This is a genomic window from Mesorhizobium sp. RSR565B, from assembly GCF_054719465.1.
The window spans coordinates 1,455,197-1,470,390 of sequence record NZ_JBTTIE010000001.1 but is presented as its reverse complement, the minus strand read 5'-3'; the positions used below and the strand labels follow the sequence as shown (position 1 = coordinate 1,470,390).

The 15,194-nt window shown below is 64.3% G+C and carries 9 protein-coding genes; 3 read left to right on the top strand and 6 right to left on the bottom strand.

Annotated elements, in window-relative coordinates; all coding sequences use genetic code 11:
- Together ACYG9R_RS07070 and ACYG9R_RS07065 are read right to left on the bottom strand one after the other, a co-directional pair.
- Positions 1 to 729: a 4Fe-4S dicluster domain-containing protein gene (locus ACYG9R_RS07070; RefSeq protein ID WP_023823735.1), complete on the bottom strand. Its 729-nt coding sequence runs from the start codon at positions 727 to 729 to the stop codon at positions 1 to 3.
- Complete coding sequence (locus ACYG9R_RS07065) at positions 726 to 3,656, bottom strand: molybdopterin oxidoreductase family protein (protein ID WP_023823734.1); 2,931 nt, start codon at positions 3,654 to 3,656, stop codon at positions 726 to 728. Before ACYG9R_RS07065 ends, ACYG9R_RS07070 begins: the two co-directional genes overlap by 4 nt.
- A 278-nt stretch (positions 3,657 to 3,934) precedes the next feature.
- Here ACYG9R_RS07065 and ACYG9R_RS07060 point away from each other — a divergent pair, with 278 nt between their 5' ends.
- Entirely contained in the window at positions 3,935 to 4,843 is a 909-nt protein-coding gene (locus ACYG9R_RS07060; RefSeq protein WP_023696707.1) for a LysR family transcriptional regulator, read from the top strand.
- On the opposite strand, the gene ACYG9R_RS07055 is transcribed toward ACYG9R_RS07060, so the two are convergent.
- The 4 genes from ACYG9R_RS07055 to ACYG9R_RS07040 form a co-directional block, all read right to left on the bottom strand.
- Positions 4,836 to 6,092, bottom strand: a complete 1,257-nt coding sequence (locus ACYG9R_RS07055) for an Hsp70 family protein (protein ID WP_023823733.1) — start codon at positions 6,090 to 6,092, stop codon at positions 4,836 to 4,838. The two genes, ACYG9R_RS07060 and ACYG9R_RS07055, sit on opposite strands and share 8 nt — an antisense overlap.
- A gap of 176 nt (positions 6,093 to 6,268) precedes the next feature.
- Positions 6,269 to 7,060, bottom strand: a complete 792-nt coding sequence (locus tag ACYG9R_RS07050) for a TIGR02186 family protein (protein ID WP_023736135.1) — start codon at positions 7,058 to 7,060, stop codon at positions 6,269 to 6,271.
- Entirely contained in the window at positions 7,060 to 7,983 is a 924-nt protein-coding gene (locus tag ACYG9R_RS07045) for a sulfite exporter TauE/SafE family protein (RefSeq protein ID WP_023669608.1), read from the bottom strand. The genes ACYG9R_RS07050 and ACYG9R_RS07045 overlap by 1 nt, the downstream gene beginning before the upstream one ends.
- 192 nt (positions 7,984 to 8,175) lie before the next feature.
- Positions 8,176 to 12,147 carry an SEL1-like repeat protein gene (locus ACYG9R_RS07040; RefSeq protein ID WP_023823732.1) on the bottom strand — a complete coding sequence of 1,324 codons (3,972 nt, stop codon included), beginning with the start codon at positions 12,145 to 12,147 and terminating at the stop codon, positions 8,176 to 8,178.
- 479 nt (positions 12,148 to 12,626) lie between these two features.
- Between ACYG9R_RS07040 and ACYG9R_RS07035 the strand changes: the two genes are divergently transcribed.
- The gene (locus ACYG9R_RS07035) at positions 12,627 to 13,085 is read left to right on the top strand and encodes a MerR family transcriptional regulator (protein ID WP_023823731.1); all 459 of its coding nucleotides are present in this window, start codon (positions 12,627 to 12,629) and stop codon (positions 13,083 to 13,085) included.
- A gap of 274 nt (positions 13,086 to 13,359) precedes the next feature.
- Positions 13,360 to 15,168 carry an acyl-CoA dehydrogenase gene (locus tag ACYG9R_RS07030; protein WP_023823730.1) on the top strand — a complete coding sequence of 603 codons (1,809 nt, stop codon included), beginning with the start codon at positions 13,360 to 13,362 and terminating at the stop codon, positions 15,166 to 15,168.
- Positions 15,169 to 15,194 lie beyond the last annotated feature (26 nt).

The window sequence follows — 15,194 nt, the reverse complement described above, 5'->3', positions numbered from 1 at the left end:
TCAGTTCGAAAGCATGCGGTCGATCCAGCCAAGAAAACCACCTTCGACCGTGACTGGCTCGAGCCTTGGCGCCGGCACCGATGCGGCGCGCTGGGCGCGCGGCGGCAGATATTTGTTGGTCGGCTTGTAACCCATCTCCGGCATCAGGTCGACGCCGCCACGCTCCGCCACCAGTTGCGATACCGCCGAGGTGGGATCGCCGAGGTCGCCGAAATGCCGGGCGCTGGTCGGGCAGGCGGCAACGCAGGCCGGCACGCGGTCTTCCTCGGCCAGATTGTCGTTGTAGATACGGTCGACGCACAGCGTGCATTTCTTCATCACGCCGACGTCGGTATCGAATTCGCGCGCGCCATAGGGGCAGGCCCAACTGCACAGTTTGCAGCCGATGCATTTGCTTTCGTCGATCAGCACGATGCCGTCCGACGCCCGCTTGTAGGACGCGCCGGTCGGGCAGACAGTGACGCAGGCAGGCGTCTCGCAATGCAGGCAGGAGCGCGGAAAGTTGACCGTGCGCCCGCCCGCCTCGGTCGTGTGCTCGTAGTTGTGCACGCGGTTGAACCAGACGCCGTCGACACGGCCGCCATAGGGGTCGATGTCGGTCAGTGGCGCCATGTGGCCGCCGGTGTTCCACTCCTTGCAGGCGGTGACGCAGGCCTGGCAGCCGACGCAGGTGTCGAGGTCGATGACTAGGCCAAGCTTCTTGTCTGTATGGGCGGGAAGGCAGGTCATTCCACGGCTTCCCTATGGACGCGGAACTCGGCGCCGAAGCGAAGGATGTCGGGCGAAGGCTCGACATTTGGCGGCTGGCTGAAACGCTCGAATTGCGGTTCGGTGAAGCCGGCTTCCTCATCAGAGCATTTGACAATGCGTACCCTGAGGTCGAACCACGCCGCCTGGCCGGTCACCGGATCGGAATTCGAATAGCGTTTGCCTTTCGCGTCAGCCGATGTCTGGTCGCCGATAATGTGGTTGAGCAGGAAGCCGCGGTTGGTCTCGGCAGCGTTGTCCTTCAGACCCCAGGCGCCGCGCCTTTTGCCGATGGCGTTCCAGGTCCAGACCGTATCCGCATTGACGCCGTCGACCAGCTTGATCTGCCCCTTAACCCTACCGTTGATGCTCTCGATCCACACCCAGTCGTCGTCGACAAGACTGAGATCTGCCGCGGTCTTGTGGTGCACGAACAGGCGGTTCTGACTGGTGATTTGCCGCAGCCACGCATTCTGCGAGCCCCAGGAATGATACATGTGCATAGGCCGCTGCGTCAGCGCATGCAGCGGGTATTTATGCGGATCGACGGCGGCCTCTTCGAACGGGGTAAACCAGAACGGCAGCGGATCCATATAGGTCTCGATGCGCCGGCGTTCGCTCTCGGGCGGCTGGACGCGACCATGACCGCGCGCGGCGAGGCGAAAGCGCTGCATCGGTTCGCAATAGAGCTGGAACACGATCGGCTCGGCCTTGGGGATGAACCCCATCTGCTCTGCGAAGTCGAGATAGGAGCGGTTGGCCATCTTGTAATAGCGCTGGTCCTCAGCAAAATCCTGGTGCCAGAAGCCGCCATTGCCGATGTAGCGCTGCAACTGGTCGGGATTGACTTCGCCCTTGCCGACGGAAGTGCCGTCCTTGCCGCGCCAGCCGGCCAGCGGGCCGATGCCCGGCGTGCGTTCGTGATTGACGATGTAGTCGGCATAGTCGGCATATCTGGCCGAGCCATCGTCCTCGACGAAGCCGGGCAGGCCAAGCCGAGCGCCAAGTTCGATCAGCACCGATTGGAACGGCCTGACATCTCGGTCCGGTTCGACCACCGGATGGCGGATCGCGTCGCCCGGCCCGTCGGCATGGCTGATCGGCCGGTCGAGCAGGCTGATGCAGTCGTGACGTTCGAGATAGGTGGTGTCGGGCAGCACCAGGTCGGCGAACGGCACCGTCTCGGAATAATAGGCGTCGGAATAGATGATGAAGGGGATCTTGTAGTTACCCGCTTCGTCATGGTCGGTGAGCATGGCAATGGTCTCGACGGTGTTCATCGAGGAATTCCAAGCCATGTTCGACATGTACATCATCAGCGTGTCGATCGGGTACGGGTCACCGGCCCACGCATTTCGGATGACCGTATGCATCAGCCCATGCGCGGCGAGCGGCGCATCCCAGGAATAAGCCTTGTCGATGCGCAAAGGCGTGCCGGCCTCGTCGACCAGGAGATCGTCCGGCCCGCAGACGAAGCCGAGCGGCATGCCGTCGAGCGGCGTCATCGGCCTGACCACCTTGCCGGCCGGCTTCGGTCCCGGCGGCGCCGAGCGCGGGTAGGGGGGCTTGAAACGGAAGCCACCGGGCACGTCCACCGTGCCGAGCAGCACCTGCAGCAGGTGGATGGCACGGCAGGAGTGAAAGCCGTTGGAGTGGGCCGAGATGCCGCGCATGGCATGCATCGACACCGGCCGTCCCTTGATCGTCTCGTGCCGCCGTCCGGCCCAGTCGGTCCACGCAACCGGCAGTTCGATCGTCTGTTCGAAGGCGACGTGGGCGAGTTCGGCAGCGATCCGGCGGATGGTGTCGGCCGGAATGCCGCATCGTGCCGCGACCGCATCGGGTGCGTAGCTGTCGTCCATGTAGCGGTCGGCGATAAGCCGGAACACCGGCACGCAACGGCGGCCGGCGAACGTGAAGCTGCCGGTCAGCGCCGGTTTCGCATCCGCATCGGCTGCGTTGACGGTTGTCTTCGCCACTCTGTCCCAGGCGAGAAGATTGTTGTCGCTGTCGCGCAGGAACAGCCCGTCGTCCGCCGCACCCGGCTCCTGGACGACCAGCACATGGGCGTTGGTGTAGCGCAGCAAATAATCGAGATCGACGCGGCCTGCCTTCAGCAGTTCATGGATTAGGGCGAAGACGAAGAGGCCGTCGGTGCCGGGCCGGATCCCGATCCAGTCGTCGGCAATGGCGTTGTAGCCGGTGCGACAGGGGTTGATCGACACCACCTTGGCGCCGCGCGCCTTGAGTTTACCCAAGCCGATCTTGATCGGGTTGGAATCATGGTCCTCGGCGACGCCGAACAGCATGAAGTATTTCGTATTGTCCCAGTCCGGCTCGCCGAACTCCCAGAACGAGCCGCCGATCGTGTAGTGCCCGCCGGCCGCCATGTTGACCGAGCAGAAGCCGCCATGGGCGGCGAAGTTCGGCGTGCCGAACTGGCTCGCCCACCAGCCGGTCAGCGACTGCGACTGGTCGCGCCCGGTGAAGAAGGCGAGCTTTTTCGGATCGGTCCGGCGGATATGCGATAGCCGCCCGGTCGCAATCGAAAACGCTTCCTCCCACTCGATCTCGCGGAATTCGCCCGAGCCGCGCAGGCCGCTGCGCAACAGCGGCTTCTTCAGCCGCGCCGGGCTGTAGTGCTGCATGATGCCGGAGCTGCCCTTGCCGCAGATTACGCCGCGGTTAACCGGATGGGCCTTGTTGCCGTTGATGTAGCGCACCTTGCCGTCCTTGATGTGGACGTCGATGCCGCACCGGCAGGCGCACATATAACAGGTGGTCTTGGCGATGCTGTCGGAGATAGCGGGCGAGGTGTCGACGCCGTCGCCTTCATCAGGCGCGCGTGTATCGCCAAGCGGCCGTTGCGACGGTGCGGAATTGGCTCCGCGCGGCGCAGCTGGGTTCATGATGCCGGCGTGCTTTTGCTACCTGCGAATTTGGCCCGCGTCTTCGGTCCGGGGCCACGCATATAGTGTTCTTCAGGATGATATCGATCGCCGGCCAGCCGCCGCCTGAGGCCACGGGTCCAATGCGCAAACAGGGATCTGAACCGCCCGATCATTTTGTTGGCCGCGATTTGTTGGCGAATTCTTTCTAACTTCGACTGAAAAAGTAGAATAAAGCTATCGATCCGTCTAATCAGTTGTTCTTGTAAATTCGATCGGAATTGGTTCTTAATGCACACATGACGCTGGACCAGTTGCGCATTTTCGTTGCCGTTGCCGAACGCGGCCATATGACCAAGGCGGCGGAGCTTTTGGGCATCTCCCAGTCGGCGGCGTCGGCGGCTATCCGCGCTTTGGAAGAGCAGCATGGCGTTCATCTGTTCAACCGTGTCGGCCGCAACATCGAGCTGGCTCAGACCGGCCACCGTTTCCTGCCCGAGGCCAAGGCGGTGCTGGAACGCGCCGCCGCCGCCCGAAATGTGCTGGAGCATGTCTCGCAGACGGTCGCCGGCAGTCTGTCCATCGCCGCCAGCCTGACCATCGCCAGCTACTGGCTGCCGCGCCGGCTGGCCTCTTTCCACGAGGCCTACCCGGCGGTGCGCTTGAGCGTCAGCATCGGCAACACCAGGCAGGTCGAGGCCAACGTGCTCGATGGCACCGCCGATCTCGGTCTGGTCGAGGGGCGCACCGAGTCAGACATCCTCCGCCGCACCAAGGTCGACGTCGACAGGTTGATGCTGGTCGTCGCCGCCTCGCATCCCGAAATCGCCGAGATCGCGCCGGGCCGCCCGGATATCAGAGGGCTGCGCTGGATCATCCGTGAGGGTGGTTCGGGCACGCGCGAGGTGCTGGAGGACCTGGCCCGCCGCGAGGGGATATCGCTTGGCGACCTGCAGATATTTCTGGTGCTGCCGAGCAACGAGGCGGTTCGCCAGGCGGTCGAGGCCGGCGCCGGCGCCACCATCATCTCGGACCTCGTCGTCGGACGCGCCGTCGCCGAGGGCAGTCTCCGGTCGGTGCCGCTCGAGCTGCCGAAGCGCGACTTCGCCATGATCACCCATCGTGACCGCCAGGCAAGCCTGGCCCAGATGGCGCTCAAGGCGCATCTCGGCGCTGAGGGCGGGAACCGCATCGTGAGCTCTAGCTAAACTTCCGCTGTGCATCCAGCGCCAGGCCAAGGCCGACCGAACCGAACATGTCGCCCTCGATAACGGCGGCTTGCGGCACCAGCGACAGGATTTCGCGCCGTGCCAGCGGGATGGCGGTCGAGCCGCCGGTGAGGAACACGGCGGTGATGTCGGACGCTTTCACGCCAGCATCGGCAATCGTCTGCCGCACCGTCGCGGACACCCGCTCGATGTCGGCGGCAATCGTCTCTTCCAGGCCGTCTCGCGTGATCTCGGCGGCAAAACCCGCGCCGGGCAGTGCCACCGTCACATCAGCCGAAGCCTGATCTGTCAGCGCGATCTTGGCTCGTTCGACCAGGCCGGCCAGCGCATGGCCGTAACGGTGCTCGACAATATGGATGAAGCGGTCGACAAGGTCGGCGCGGACGGCCTCGAAGCGGATCTGCCTCAGATGCGTCATCGCCTTGGCGGTGTAAACGAGGTTGATGCGTTGCCACGTCGCGAGATCAATGAAATAGCTCGCCGGCAGGTTGCGCTTGCCGTCTTTTGTGGGCGAGAGATAGCCGAGCTTGGGCATGACATGGGCGATGCTGAGCAGCCGGTCGAAATCGGTGCCGCCAATATGAATGCCTCGGTTGGCGAGGATGTCGTCCTTGCGGTCGCGTGAGCGGGCGCGTTGCGGCGAAACGCGCACGATCGAGAAGTCGGACGTGCCGCCGCCCATGTCGACGATCAACGCCAGTTCCTCGCGCTTCACGTCCTGCTCATAGTCGAGTGCTGCCGCAATCGGTTCGAACTGGAAGGCGATGTGCTTGAAGCCTTGCGCGCGCGCCGCTTTTTCAAGCTCGCTTTGCGCCTTGGCATCGGCTTCCACATCGTCGTCGACAAATTGCACCGGCCGGCCGAGCACAACGTTCTCCACCGGAGCGCCGGCATCTTCCTCAAGCCGCTTCTTCAAATGGCCGACGAACATGCCGACAATGTCGATGAAACCGATCTGCCGGGCCTTGATCCGCGTCTTCTCATGCGCCAGCGAACTGCCGAGCACGCTCTTCAGCGACCGCATCAGCCGGCCTTCGATGGCATCGGTGTAGTCGGCAATGGCGCGGCGGCCGAAATAGGTGTGACCGTCCTCGAAGTTGAAGAAAACCGCGCTTGGCAATGTCGGCTGTTCGCCTTCCAGCGCCACCAGCCGTGCCTGGCCGTTGCGGATCACGCCCACCGTAGAATTGGACGTGCCGAAATCGATGCCGCCAAATGCCTGGTGCATTGCAGCCTCCTGTCATTGGGTCGTCGCTGTGGCAGGCGTCCGCAAGGCGCGCGCCGTCCAGAGGCCTGACCGTTCTGCCGAATGATTGTGCGTGTAACCCGAGGGTTGGGAGGCGGCGGTCTATCGCAAGACTGAGAAAAGGGGAACCCCCTTTCCCCGGAAATGGGTCGTGCGCGTCAATCCCTGCGGAAGATCAGCCTGCCCAGCCAGCCGGTGATCATGGCCAGCGACACGGAGAAGACGCCGTAGAGGAAGGAGTAATCATGCGCGACGCGGAAGATCGACTGTTCGAAACCCGATTTGCGGATTTCGAGCTGGGCCGAGCTTTCCTTGAGGAACAGGCCGCTCTTGAACAGGAACGCGCGGGCTTTATGCGTTCCAACCGGGACATTGGGCGCCAGCCGCACCGTGGCGCGAAACAGGTTCTGCGACAGGAACTGCACGCCGCCGACATTCTCGCTATAGAGGCCGGTCGCCGCCTTGCGCTCGCGCAGCGCCACGGTGAATTCCTCGATCGTCGCCGGACTGTCGGTTACGTCGGCCGGTTGCATGTAAAGGTTGGAGGCGCCGAGCGACAGCTGCTTGTAGCTGTTGGGTTCGGTGATGTCCTGCAGCGGCCGTGTCGTGGCGACGGAGTAGGAGACCGGCACGTTCTCGAAGGTCTCGGATTCCAGGTTGACCCAGACGCCGAGCACCCGGTCCTTGCGGCGCACCACAACCGGCCGCGGCGGCCCTTCGAGCACGACGATGACGTCATAGCGCCCCTGCCGCGCGACCAGCGGGTCGGGGTTTTCCAGCGAACCGAAAATGGTCAGGTCGGCGCCGGAAAAGCCGGCGGTGATCGACACCGCGTCGGTGGAGAGACCGATCTGGATGCCTTCCGGCAAGGGGTTCGGCGATTGCGCTGCGGCCGGCAGAGCGACGGCGATAAGCAAAGCGGCGGCCGAAAAAATCCCCCACCGCGGCATCAGTTCAGGCCCGCGGCGGTCAGCGAATAGAGGTTTGGCGGCGTGACGAAGAGATCGATGGCAAGCCGGATGGCAACCGCCAGCACCAGCAGCGCCAGCAGTGCCCTGAGCTGTTCGCCGCGCAGCTTCTGTCCTGCCTTGGCGCCATATTGCGCGCCGGCAACGCCGCCCGCCATCAGCAGGAAGGCAAGCATGACGTCGACCGTCTGGTTGGTGGTGGCGTGGACAAGCGTGGTGTAGGCCGAGGTGAAAATGATCTGGAACAGCGAGGTGCCGATGACGACGTTGGTCGGCACTTTCAAGAGATAGATCAGCGCCGGCACCATGATGAAGCCGCCGCCGACACCCATGATCGACGACAGGAAGCCGATGCCGGCGCCGAGCCCCAGCACCGGAATGACGCTGACGAACAGCTTCGAGGCCCTGAAGCGCATCTTCAGCGGCAGCCGGTGGATCCAGTTGTGCTGGCCGGATTTCTTCAAGACCGGCGCCGCACCGCTGCGCGTGGCGCGCAGCGCATTGACGCTCTCGACCAGCATCAGCCCGCCGACGGTGCCGAGCAGCACGACGTAGAGCAGCGAAATGAACAAATCGAGTTGGCCGAGCCGGCGCAGGAAGGCAAAGACAAAGATACCACCGGTCGAGCCGACGATGCCGCCGGCCAGCAGCACCCCGCCGAGCTTGAAGTCGAGCGTGCCGCGCTTCATGTGCGACAGCGCGCCGGAGAAGGAGGAGGCGATAACCTGGTTGGCGCCAGTGGCAACGGCGATTGCCGGCGGGATGTTGTAGAAGATCAAGAGCGGCGTGATCAGAAAGCCGCCACCGACCCCGAACATGCCCGACAGGAAACCCACCGCCGCGCCCATTGCCAGCAGCACGAAGACGTTGACGGAAATTTCCGCGATCGGGAGATAGATGCCCACCCGTCAGTCTCGATCAGTTTGCCTGTCGGCGATTGCAGCCATTCCAGGGCATTGTCGCACCGAAAAGCCAATTCTTTCTTGCACCGCCGGGGCAGTGGGATCAAACCCGCCGCCCTACCGAAACAAAAAACATCTCAAGCAGTTAACAGGCAAATGTATGGCAAGGGCGTCGCGTTAGCGACGCATCTGCCGTTATTTGTGCGCCAGCAGCGCCTTCACCAGCTTTTCGTCGATTTCGCCGGTCGCCTGCATCTTGTTGTCGGTCTGGAAAGCCATGATTGCGGTCTTGGTCTTGCCGCCCATCACGCCATCGGCGCCGCCGGCATCGTAGCCGTTCTTGTTGAGGATGAGCTGGATGTTCTTGACCGCCTTCTTCATGTCGACGCTGGCGGTGGTCTGCGGCGTGCCTTCCTGCCAGGATTCAGGAATGTCGGCCGAGTTGGACGCCGGGTCGAGCGGCTTCGGCTTCCACAGTTCCGTGGCGGCGCGCGCCCGCTCCAGCTGTTCGGGGCGCAGCGCAGTGGCGACTTCGTCGCGCTTTGCAGCCGCATCCTTGTCGCCGGTCTTGGCGACGAGCGCGAACCATTTGTAGGATTCCTCCAGGCTCTGCTTCATGCCGACGCCCTTTGCCGCCAGGATGCCGAGATTGAACTGGCTGTCCTTGACGCCGACATCGGCCGCCGCCTGAAACCAGTGCGCGGCCGATTCATTGTCGGTCACGCCGTCGGCGGCCATGGCAAACAGAACGGCCAGATTGTGCATGGCGCTGGCATTACCCTGCGCGGCGGCGAGCTGGTAGAAGGTCTTTGCCTTCTTGACGTCGCGCGTGACGCCGATGCCCTTCTCGTAGAAATTGCCGATGCGGTATTCCGCCGGTGCGAAGCCGAGCTCGGCCGACTTTTCGTACCATTTGGCCGCTGCCGCCATGTCTTCCTTGACGCCGCGCGATTCAGCATAGCGCGAACCGAGTTCGAACAGCGCCTTGGCGTCACCGCCGGCAGCCGCGTCGCGCAAGGCTTGCGGGCCGGCATCGGCCGGAACGTCTATCTTGGCCACGACAGGTGTTGCCGCGGCATCAGCCGGCGGAACGGCGCCGGTAGTATCCGAGGCCGTCGTATCCGAGGCCGAGGGCGCCATGACGGCGGCCGCAGGCTGCGCGTCGGCAGCCGCCGGTCCCGCAGTGGCGGTGGTCGGCAGCATTGCATTTGGCGCGGGGGCCGGATCGGCCAGAGCCATCGGCGCTGGCGCGGGCTCCACCGCCGGCACTTCGGGCCCGGCGACCGAGGCCGCATTCATTGGCGCATCGTTGCCGCCTGCTGGCTCTGAGGGCTCCGCCTGCCTGACGATCCGGGCCGGCGCGTCCTGCATGGTCACCTGCGCATCTGCCTTGGGTTGGCTGGCAGCGTTGACCGAGGCAGTCTCGACCGGCTGCGAGGCGACGATCGGCGCTGTATCGTTGCTTGCGACCTCGACCGGGTCGGCGAAGAAGGCCTTGCCCAACTGGAGGCCGGCAAGCGCCAGCATGATCGCGACCGCTCCCATCAGGATCGGCTTGCGCCGCGCCTTGAGCAGGTCGCCGATACGAAGCGCCTTGACCGGGCCCTTCATGGTAGACTGGCGTTTCAACGCGTCGGCCTCGGCGGCCGCGGCCTGCGCCGCGCGCCTGGCCGCGGCAATGAAGTCGGATTTCGACGCATCGCCGGAGTTTTGGCGCACCGGCGGGCCGCGCTCGTCGCGCACGCGCTTCATGATGGCGTTGAGGTCGGGCGCGCCGGAGCCCGGCTCCAACGGTCGGTTGGCGAGCTTCGGATCGAGCGGCTCGTCGAGATCGACGCTCGGCATGTCGACATTAGGCCCCGAGCCGGCAAGCGGCGGCATGTCAGCCGGCTTCTTGCCCCTGAAGGCGCGCGCCAATCCACCGAACAGCGACTTCTTGGCCGTGCCTTCGCCTTTCTCGGCAATCCTGTCGGAACCGAGCGCTGCCTGGGCAGCGGCCGCGGCAGCCTCGGCTGGCGAGCGCCGCACTGGTTCGCTGCCCATGACCGGGTCGCTGCGCATATCCGGCTCGCTGCGCATGATGGCGGCGGCGCGGCCGTCCAGGTCGGCCATGTCTCCGGTCAGCGGCAGCGGCTGGTCGATATCCATCGACGGCGCGTCCTGCACCGAAATCTTGGAGGCGCGTGCAGCGCGGGCCTGCCGCGCCGGCTCGGCCTGGGCATCCAGAAGCTCGCTCACCGCCTCGGCCGGTTCGCTGGTCTCCAGCGAGCCCAGACGATCGACGATCTTGAGCAACGTGTCGTGGATAGCCTCGAATGTCCGTGAATTGCGCTCGTCCGAACGGCGCGTCAGCGCTTCCAGCGTCTTCAGATCCTGGGCAAGGCCGGTAACGGCCGCGGTGTTGGCGTTGGAATCTGCCAGCGAGCGCACGGCGCTCTCGGCCGCTTCCCGTGCCGCGCCCATGATGGATTCGCGGGTTCCAGCCAGCGACTTCTCGATTTCGTTGAGGCGCGGGCTGATGTCCTCGAATTCCGGCAGCGGCGTGCCGGGCTTCGACAGATGCGCCGATAGGCTGGAGACCTGCGCCTCGAGGCTGCGGATCAGTGCCGGATCGATGCCGGCGACCTGCGCGGCCGACGATTCCAGCCGGCTTGAAATGTCTTCGAGCCGGCTTTCCAGGCCGCGGATCGCCGCCTCGTTGGCAGGATCGGGAATGCGCGTCTCCATGCGTTGGGCGAGCGCGGTGAAGCGTGCGTCGATGGCGTCCATGATGCCGGCGCTGTCAGCCTGCGGCTGGCGCTGGTCCAGCCGGTCGGCAACCTCGTCCAGCCGCCGCTCGAGATCGCGAAACAGCATGTTGCCCTGTTCGATGGCGTCGCCCTGCCGGCGTTCCATCATGCCCGACAGCACGTCGAAGCGCTGTTCCAGACCCTGGAAGATATAGTCGGCGTCGGGCATGGCCGGGGCGTGGTCGATCTTGTCGGCGATCATCGCGATCTGCTTGCCGAGGCGCTCCATCGCCTGTTCCGGCAGATTGGCGCGGCCGGCAAGCTCGTCGACCCTGTTCGACAGCGTGCTGAGACGGTCGAGAACCTCGCCGCTCGGACGAACCTGCACGACTTCCTCAATCTGCTGCGCCAGCGAGGCGATCCGCTTCTCGATGCGTTCAAAGGGTTCGGGGTCGAAGGAATTGGCCTGTGCGGCGACGGTCGAGGCGACGATGGCGCGCGAAATCTCGTCGAGCCGTTCGTCGATCAGGCCAAGCGTGTCGCCGCCGCGGTTGCTCTGCTGGCTGACGAAATGATCGACGGCGCCGGCAAGCGTGCGGACCTTTTCTTCCATCGAGCGCAGCGACAGCGATTCCGGCAGATTGTGGACCGCATTGCTGATCTGTTCGAGCCGGTCGGTCAGGGCCGAAAATCCGGGGCCGTCGGCGCGGTTGCGCTGGTCGGCGTCGACACGGTCCTCGAACGCGCTCCAGCGGCGGTCGAAATCGTCCCAGCGGCGGTCGACCTTCAGCACGCTTTCCTCGCGCGCCAATGTGTCGAGCGCCGTCTTTACCTGCTCGAGCTCGAGCCGCAGCATGTTGACGCTTCGGTCGTCGCTCTTCTCGGCCAGCGTCTGGATGGCGCCGGACAGCCGCTCGAATTCGACGCCGAGTTCGGCGCTGCCCTTGCCGGGCAAGCCGCCTGCCTGACCACCCGATTGGTTGCTCGCCTGGAAGGCCCGTTCGATGTCCTTGCGCAACGCGGCGAATTCGCGCTGCAGGCCGGCCGTCATCTGATGGCGCAGTTCCTCGCGCAGGCCACGCAATTCGCCGGCGATCTTGCCGACCACGGCGACGCTGTCTTCCTGGCCGCGCACGCGGTCGATGTCGCGCGCGATCGCCTGATAGTTCTGGTCGAAGCCGGCCGTCACAGGGCTTTTCGGCCGCGGCGTGGGCTGCGGGTCCTCGTACCAGCGCGGCGGGGCGTAGGGCTGGGCGCTTGCGTAGCGCGGCTCTGCCGGCGGCCGGCGCGGATCGAAGCGCTCGGCGGCGTCCTCGCGCTTGCGCTCCAGCCGCTGCTCCAGCGTTTCCAGCGAGCGGTTCAATTCATCAAGTGTGGTGTTCGGCCTGCGCGGCCTGCCGGCGTTGAGTGTATCGAGATAGGACCGCTTGCTGTTCATCGATGCGTCCGTTTTTCAGAATGGCCGGCTTGCTGCCAGTTTCCCAAGTCCTTGTCGGGAACGAAGGCGGCCGCGCGGCACTGCTGCGGCGGAAGACGAGCTTCCCGGGCCAGGCCCGCTCTCCGAAAAACCGTGAAAAATTCGCTACAGGATAAACACGGGTGACCGACATCCGCACATTTCACCCATCGTGGTAAACAAGGTGTTAACCAAGCTTAAGAAGTTACGGCATTGCTGAAATACAGGCGGTGCCCGTTCGGACCCGGCGCCGGGGGTGCGGCATAAGGTTTCGCAATCCCAGAACGCCCTTGCGTCATGCGGCGGCTATCGATATAGAATTGACGTAAACGTAAGAGGGGCGCCGTTCGTGCCTTTTGCGATGAATTAGTTGAAACCACGACTGGAAGCATGCCCCCGCTTCCACTCAGGCGTTGCAAGGTCCGAGACCGCGATGCCACGACAGGGGAAAGCCAGTGACTATGAAACTTGTTTCGCCCGGCGAAGCCGCGGCCAACACCAACAATATGTCTGCCGAAGCCAGTGAGGAGCTCGTGCGCATCGGCGAGATGGCCAAGAAACACGGCGTGACGCTGCGCACGCTGCGTTTCTATGAAGACAAGGGCCTGCTCAATCCAAAGCGCGATGGGGCGACGCGGCTATACACGCGTCGCGACAAGGCGCGGCTGAAGCTGATCCTGCTCGGCCGCAAGGTCGGGTTCTCGCTACGCGACGTCAAGCAGATGATGGATCTCTACGATCCGACGGGATCCAACACCAAGCAGCTGCGGCTGGCTCTCGACAAGTCGGAGAAGCAGCTTGCCCGCCTGCAGAAGCAGCGCGCGCTGATCGACGACGCCATCAACGAGTTGAGCGGCTCGATGTCGGCCGTGCGCCAGATGCTGTCCGAGCGTTCGGCCCCGGCCAGCGCCGCCAGCTGATTTCGCTCCGCAGCTCCCGGCGAAAGCTTTGAACGGAAGAGCCGCGCGGCCCGCCCGCGTGGCTCTTTTTGTTTGACCACCCTAGCTTTGCGCAAAGCCCTGCACCGCTCGTGCCGACAGGCTGGCATAAGTAAATTGTCGCGGCGACCAAATTGACGTTTACGCAAACGTCAATTTTTGCTATCCCGCTTTCAACATTGGCCCGCATGCCGCCCCCAACCTCATGTTTCGGGGCCCAATCTCGCGGCCAAGACCCGCATGGTGGAGGAAACACATGCCGATCTACAGGGCGCCGGTCCAGGACACGCTGTTCGTGCTCAACGAGGTGCTGGGTTATCAGCGCTACTCCAACCTTCCCGGATTTACCGACGCGACGCCCGACGTTGTCGAGGCGATCCTCGCCGAAGGCGCCAAGCTCGCCGAAAACGTTATGCATCCTCTGAACCGCGTCGGCGACATGGAAGGCTGCGTGCGCCATGAGGACGGCTCGGTGAGGACGCCGAAGGGCTTCAAGGAAGCCTACGACCAGTATCGCGAAGGCGGCTGGATGGGACTGGCGGCGCCCGTCGAGTTCGGCGGCCAGGGGCTGCCCTATGCCGTGCACACCGCGGTTGCCGAATACATGGTTTCGGCCAACATGGCGCTGATGATGTATCCCGGCCTGACGCAAGGCGCGATCGCGGCGATCATCACACACGGCACCGACGAGCAGAAGGCGACATGGCTTCCGAAGCTGGTCGAGGGGTCCTGGACCGGTACCATGAACCTGACCGAGCCGCATTGCGGCACCGATCTCGGTCTGCTGCGCACCAAGGCGGTGCCGAACGGCAACGGCACCTACAAGATATCCGGCCAGAAGATCTTCATCTCGGCCGGCGAGCACGACATGTCGGAAAACATCGTTCATCTCGTGTTGGCCCGCATCGAAGGCGCGCCGGCAGGCGTGAAGGGCATCTCGCTGTTCATCGTGCCAAAGCTGAAGCTCGATGCCTCGGGCAATCCGGGCGAGAAGAACACGCTCTCCTGCGGGTCGATCGAGGAGAAGATGGGCATCCACGGCAATTCGACTTGCGTCATGAATTATGACGAGGCCGAAGGCACGCTGCTCGGCGAGGCCAATGGCGGCCTGAAGGCGATGTTCACGATGATGAATGAAGCCCGCCTCGGCGTCGGCCTGCAGGGCCTGTCGCTGTCCGAGATCGCTTACCAGAACGCGGTCTCCTATGCCAAGGACCGGCTGCAGGGCCGCTCGCTGTCGGGCGCCAAGGCGCCGGACAGACAAGCCGACCCGATCATCGTCCATCCCGACATCCGCCGCTCGCTGATGACCATGAAGGCCTTCAACGAGGCCGGCCGCGCGCTGGCGCTGTGGACGGCGATCAAGTCCGACATCGCCCACCGCTCCGCCGACGACAAGGATCGCCAGGCGGCCGACGACTATACAGGCCTGCTGACGCCGGTGATCAAGGGCGTGCTCACCGACAAGGGCTTCGACCATGCCGTCATGGCGCAGCAGGTGTTCGGCGGCCACGGCTATATCGAAGAACACGGCATGAGCCAGTTCGTGCGCGATGCCCGCATTGCCATGATCTATGAAGGCGCCAACGGCATCCAGGCGCTCGACCTCGTCGGCCGCAAGCTTGGTCTGAATGGCGGCCGCGCCGTGCAGGCCTTCTTCAAGGACGTCGGCGAGTTCTGCGAGGAGAACCGTGCCGACGACAAGCTGGCGCCGTTCACCAAGGCGCTGAAGAAAGGCCTCAACGATCTGCAGGCGGCGACCATGTGGCTGGTGCAGAACGGCATGGCCAAGCCCGACAATGCCGGCGCCGCGTCGACCGATTACATGCATCTCTTTGGCCTTGTGGCGCTGGGCTACATGTGGGCGCAGATGGCCAAGGCCGCGCTCGGCAAGACCGGCGCCAACGGCTCGCAGTCTGTCCACGAAAATGGGGCTTTCTACGACAACAAGGTGGTGACGGCGCGCTTCTTCATGGAGCGGATCATGCCCGAGACGTCGGCACATCTGGCCCGCATTTCCAGTGGTGCGGACACGCTAATGGCGCTGCCTGCGGAAGCGTTCTAGAAATGGCTGGCGTCCCCCTCCCTTGA

What these genes read in the sequence shown, in the direction of transcription:
- ACYG9R_RS07065 (WP_023823734.1), bottom strand. Translation starts at nt 3,656, where the DNA reads ATGAACCCAGCTGCGCCGCGCGGAGCCAATTCCGCACCGTCGCAACGG.
- ACYG9R_RS07040 (WP_023823732.1), bottom strand. Translation starts at nt 12,147, where the DNA reads ATGAACAGCAAGCGGTCCTATCTCGATACACTCAACGCCGGCAGGCCG.
- ACYG9R_RS07035 (WP_023823731.1), top strand. Translation starts at nt 12,627, where the DNA reads ATGAAACTTGTTTCGCCCGGCGAAGCCGCGGCCAACACCAACAATATG.
- ACYG9R_RS07030 (WP_023823730.1), top strand. Translation starts at nt 13,360, where the DNA reads ATGCCGATCTACAGGGCGCCGGTCCAGGACACGCTGTTCGTGCTCAAC.
- ACYG9R_RS07055 (WP_023823733.1), bottom strand. Translation starts at nt 6,092, where the DNA reads ATGCACCAGGCATTTGGCGGCATCGATTTCGGCACGTCCAATTCTACG.
- ACYG9R_RS07070 (WP_023823735.1), bottom strand. Translation starts at nt 729, where the DNA reads ATGACCTGCCTTCCCGCCCATACAGACAAGAAGCTTGGCCTAGTCATC.
- ACYG9R_RS07050 (WP_023736135.1), bottom strand. Translation starts at nt 7,060, where the DNA reads ATGCCGCGGTGGGGGATTTTTTCGGCCGCCGCTTTGCTTATCGCCGTC.
- ACYG9R_RS07060 (WP_023696707.1), top strand. Translation starts at nt 3,935, where the DNA reads ATGACGCTGGACCAGTTGCGCATTTTCGTTGCCGTTGCCGAACGCGGC.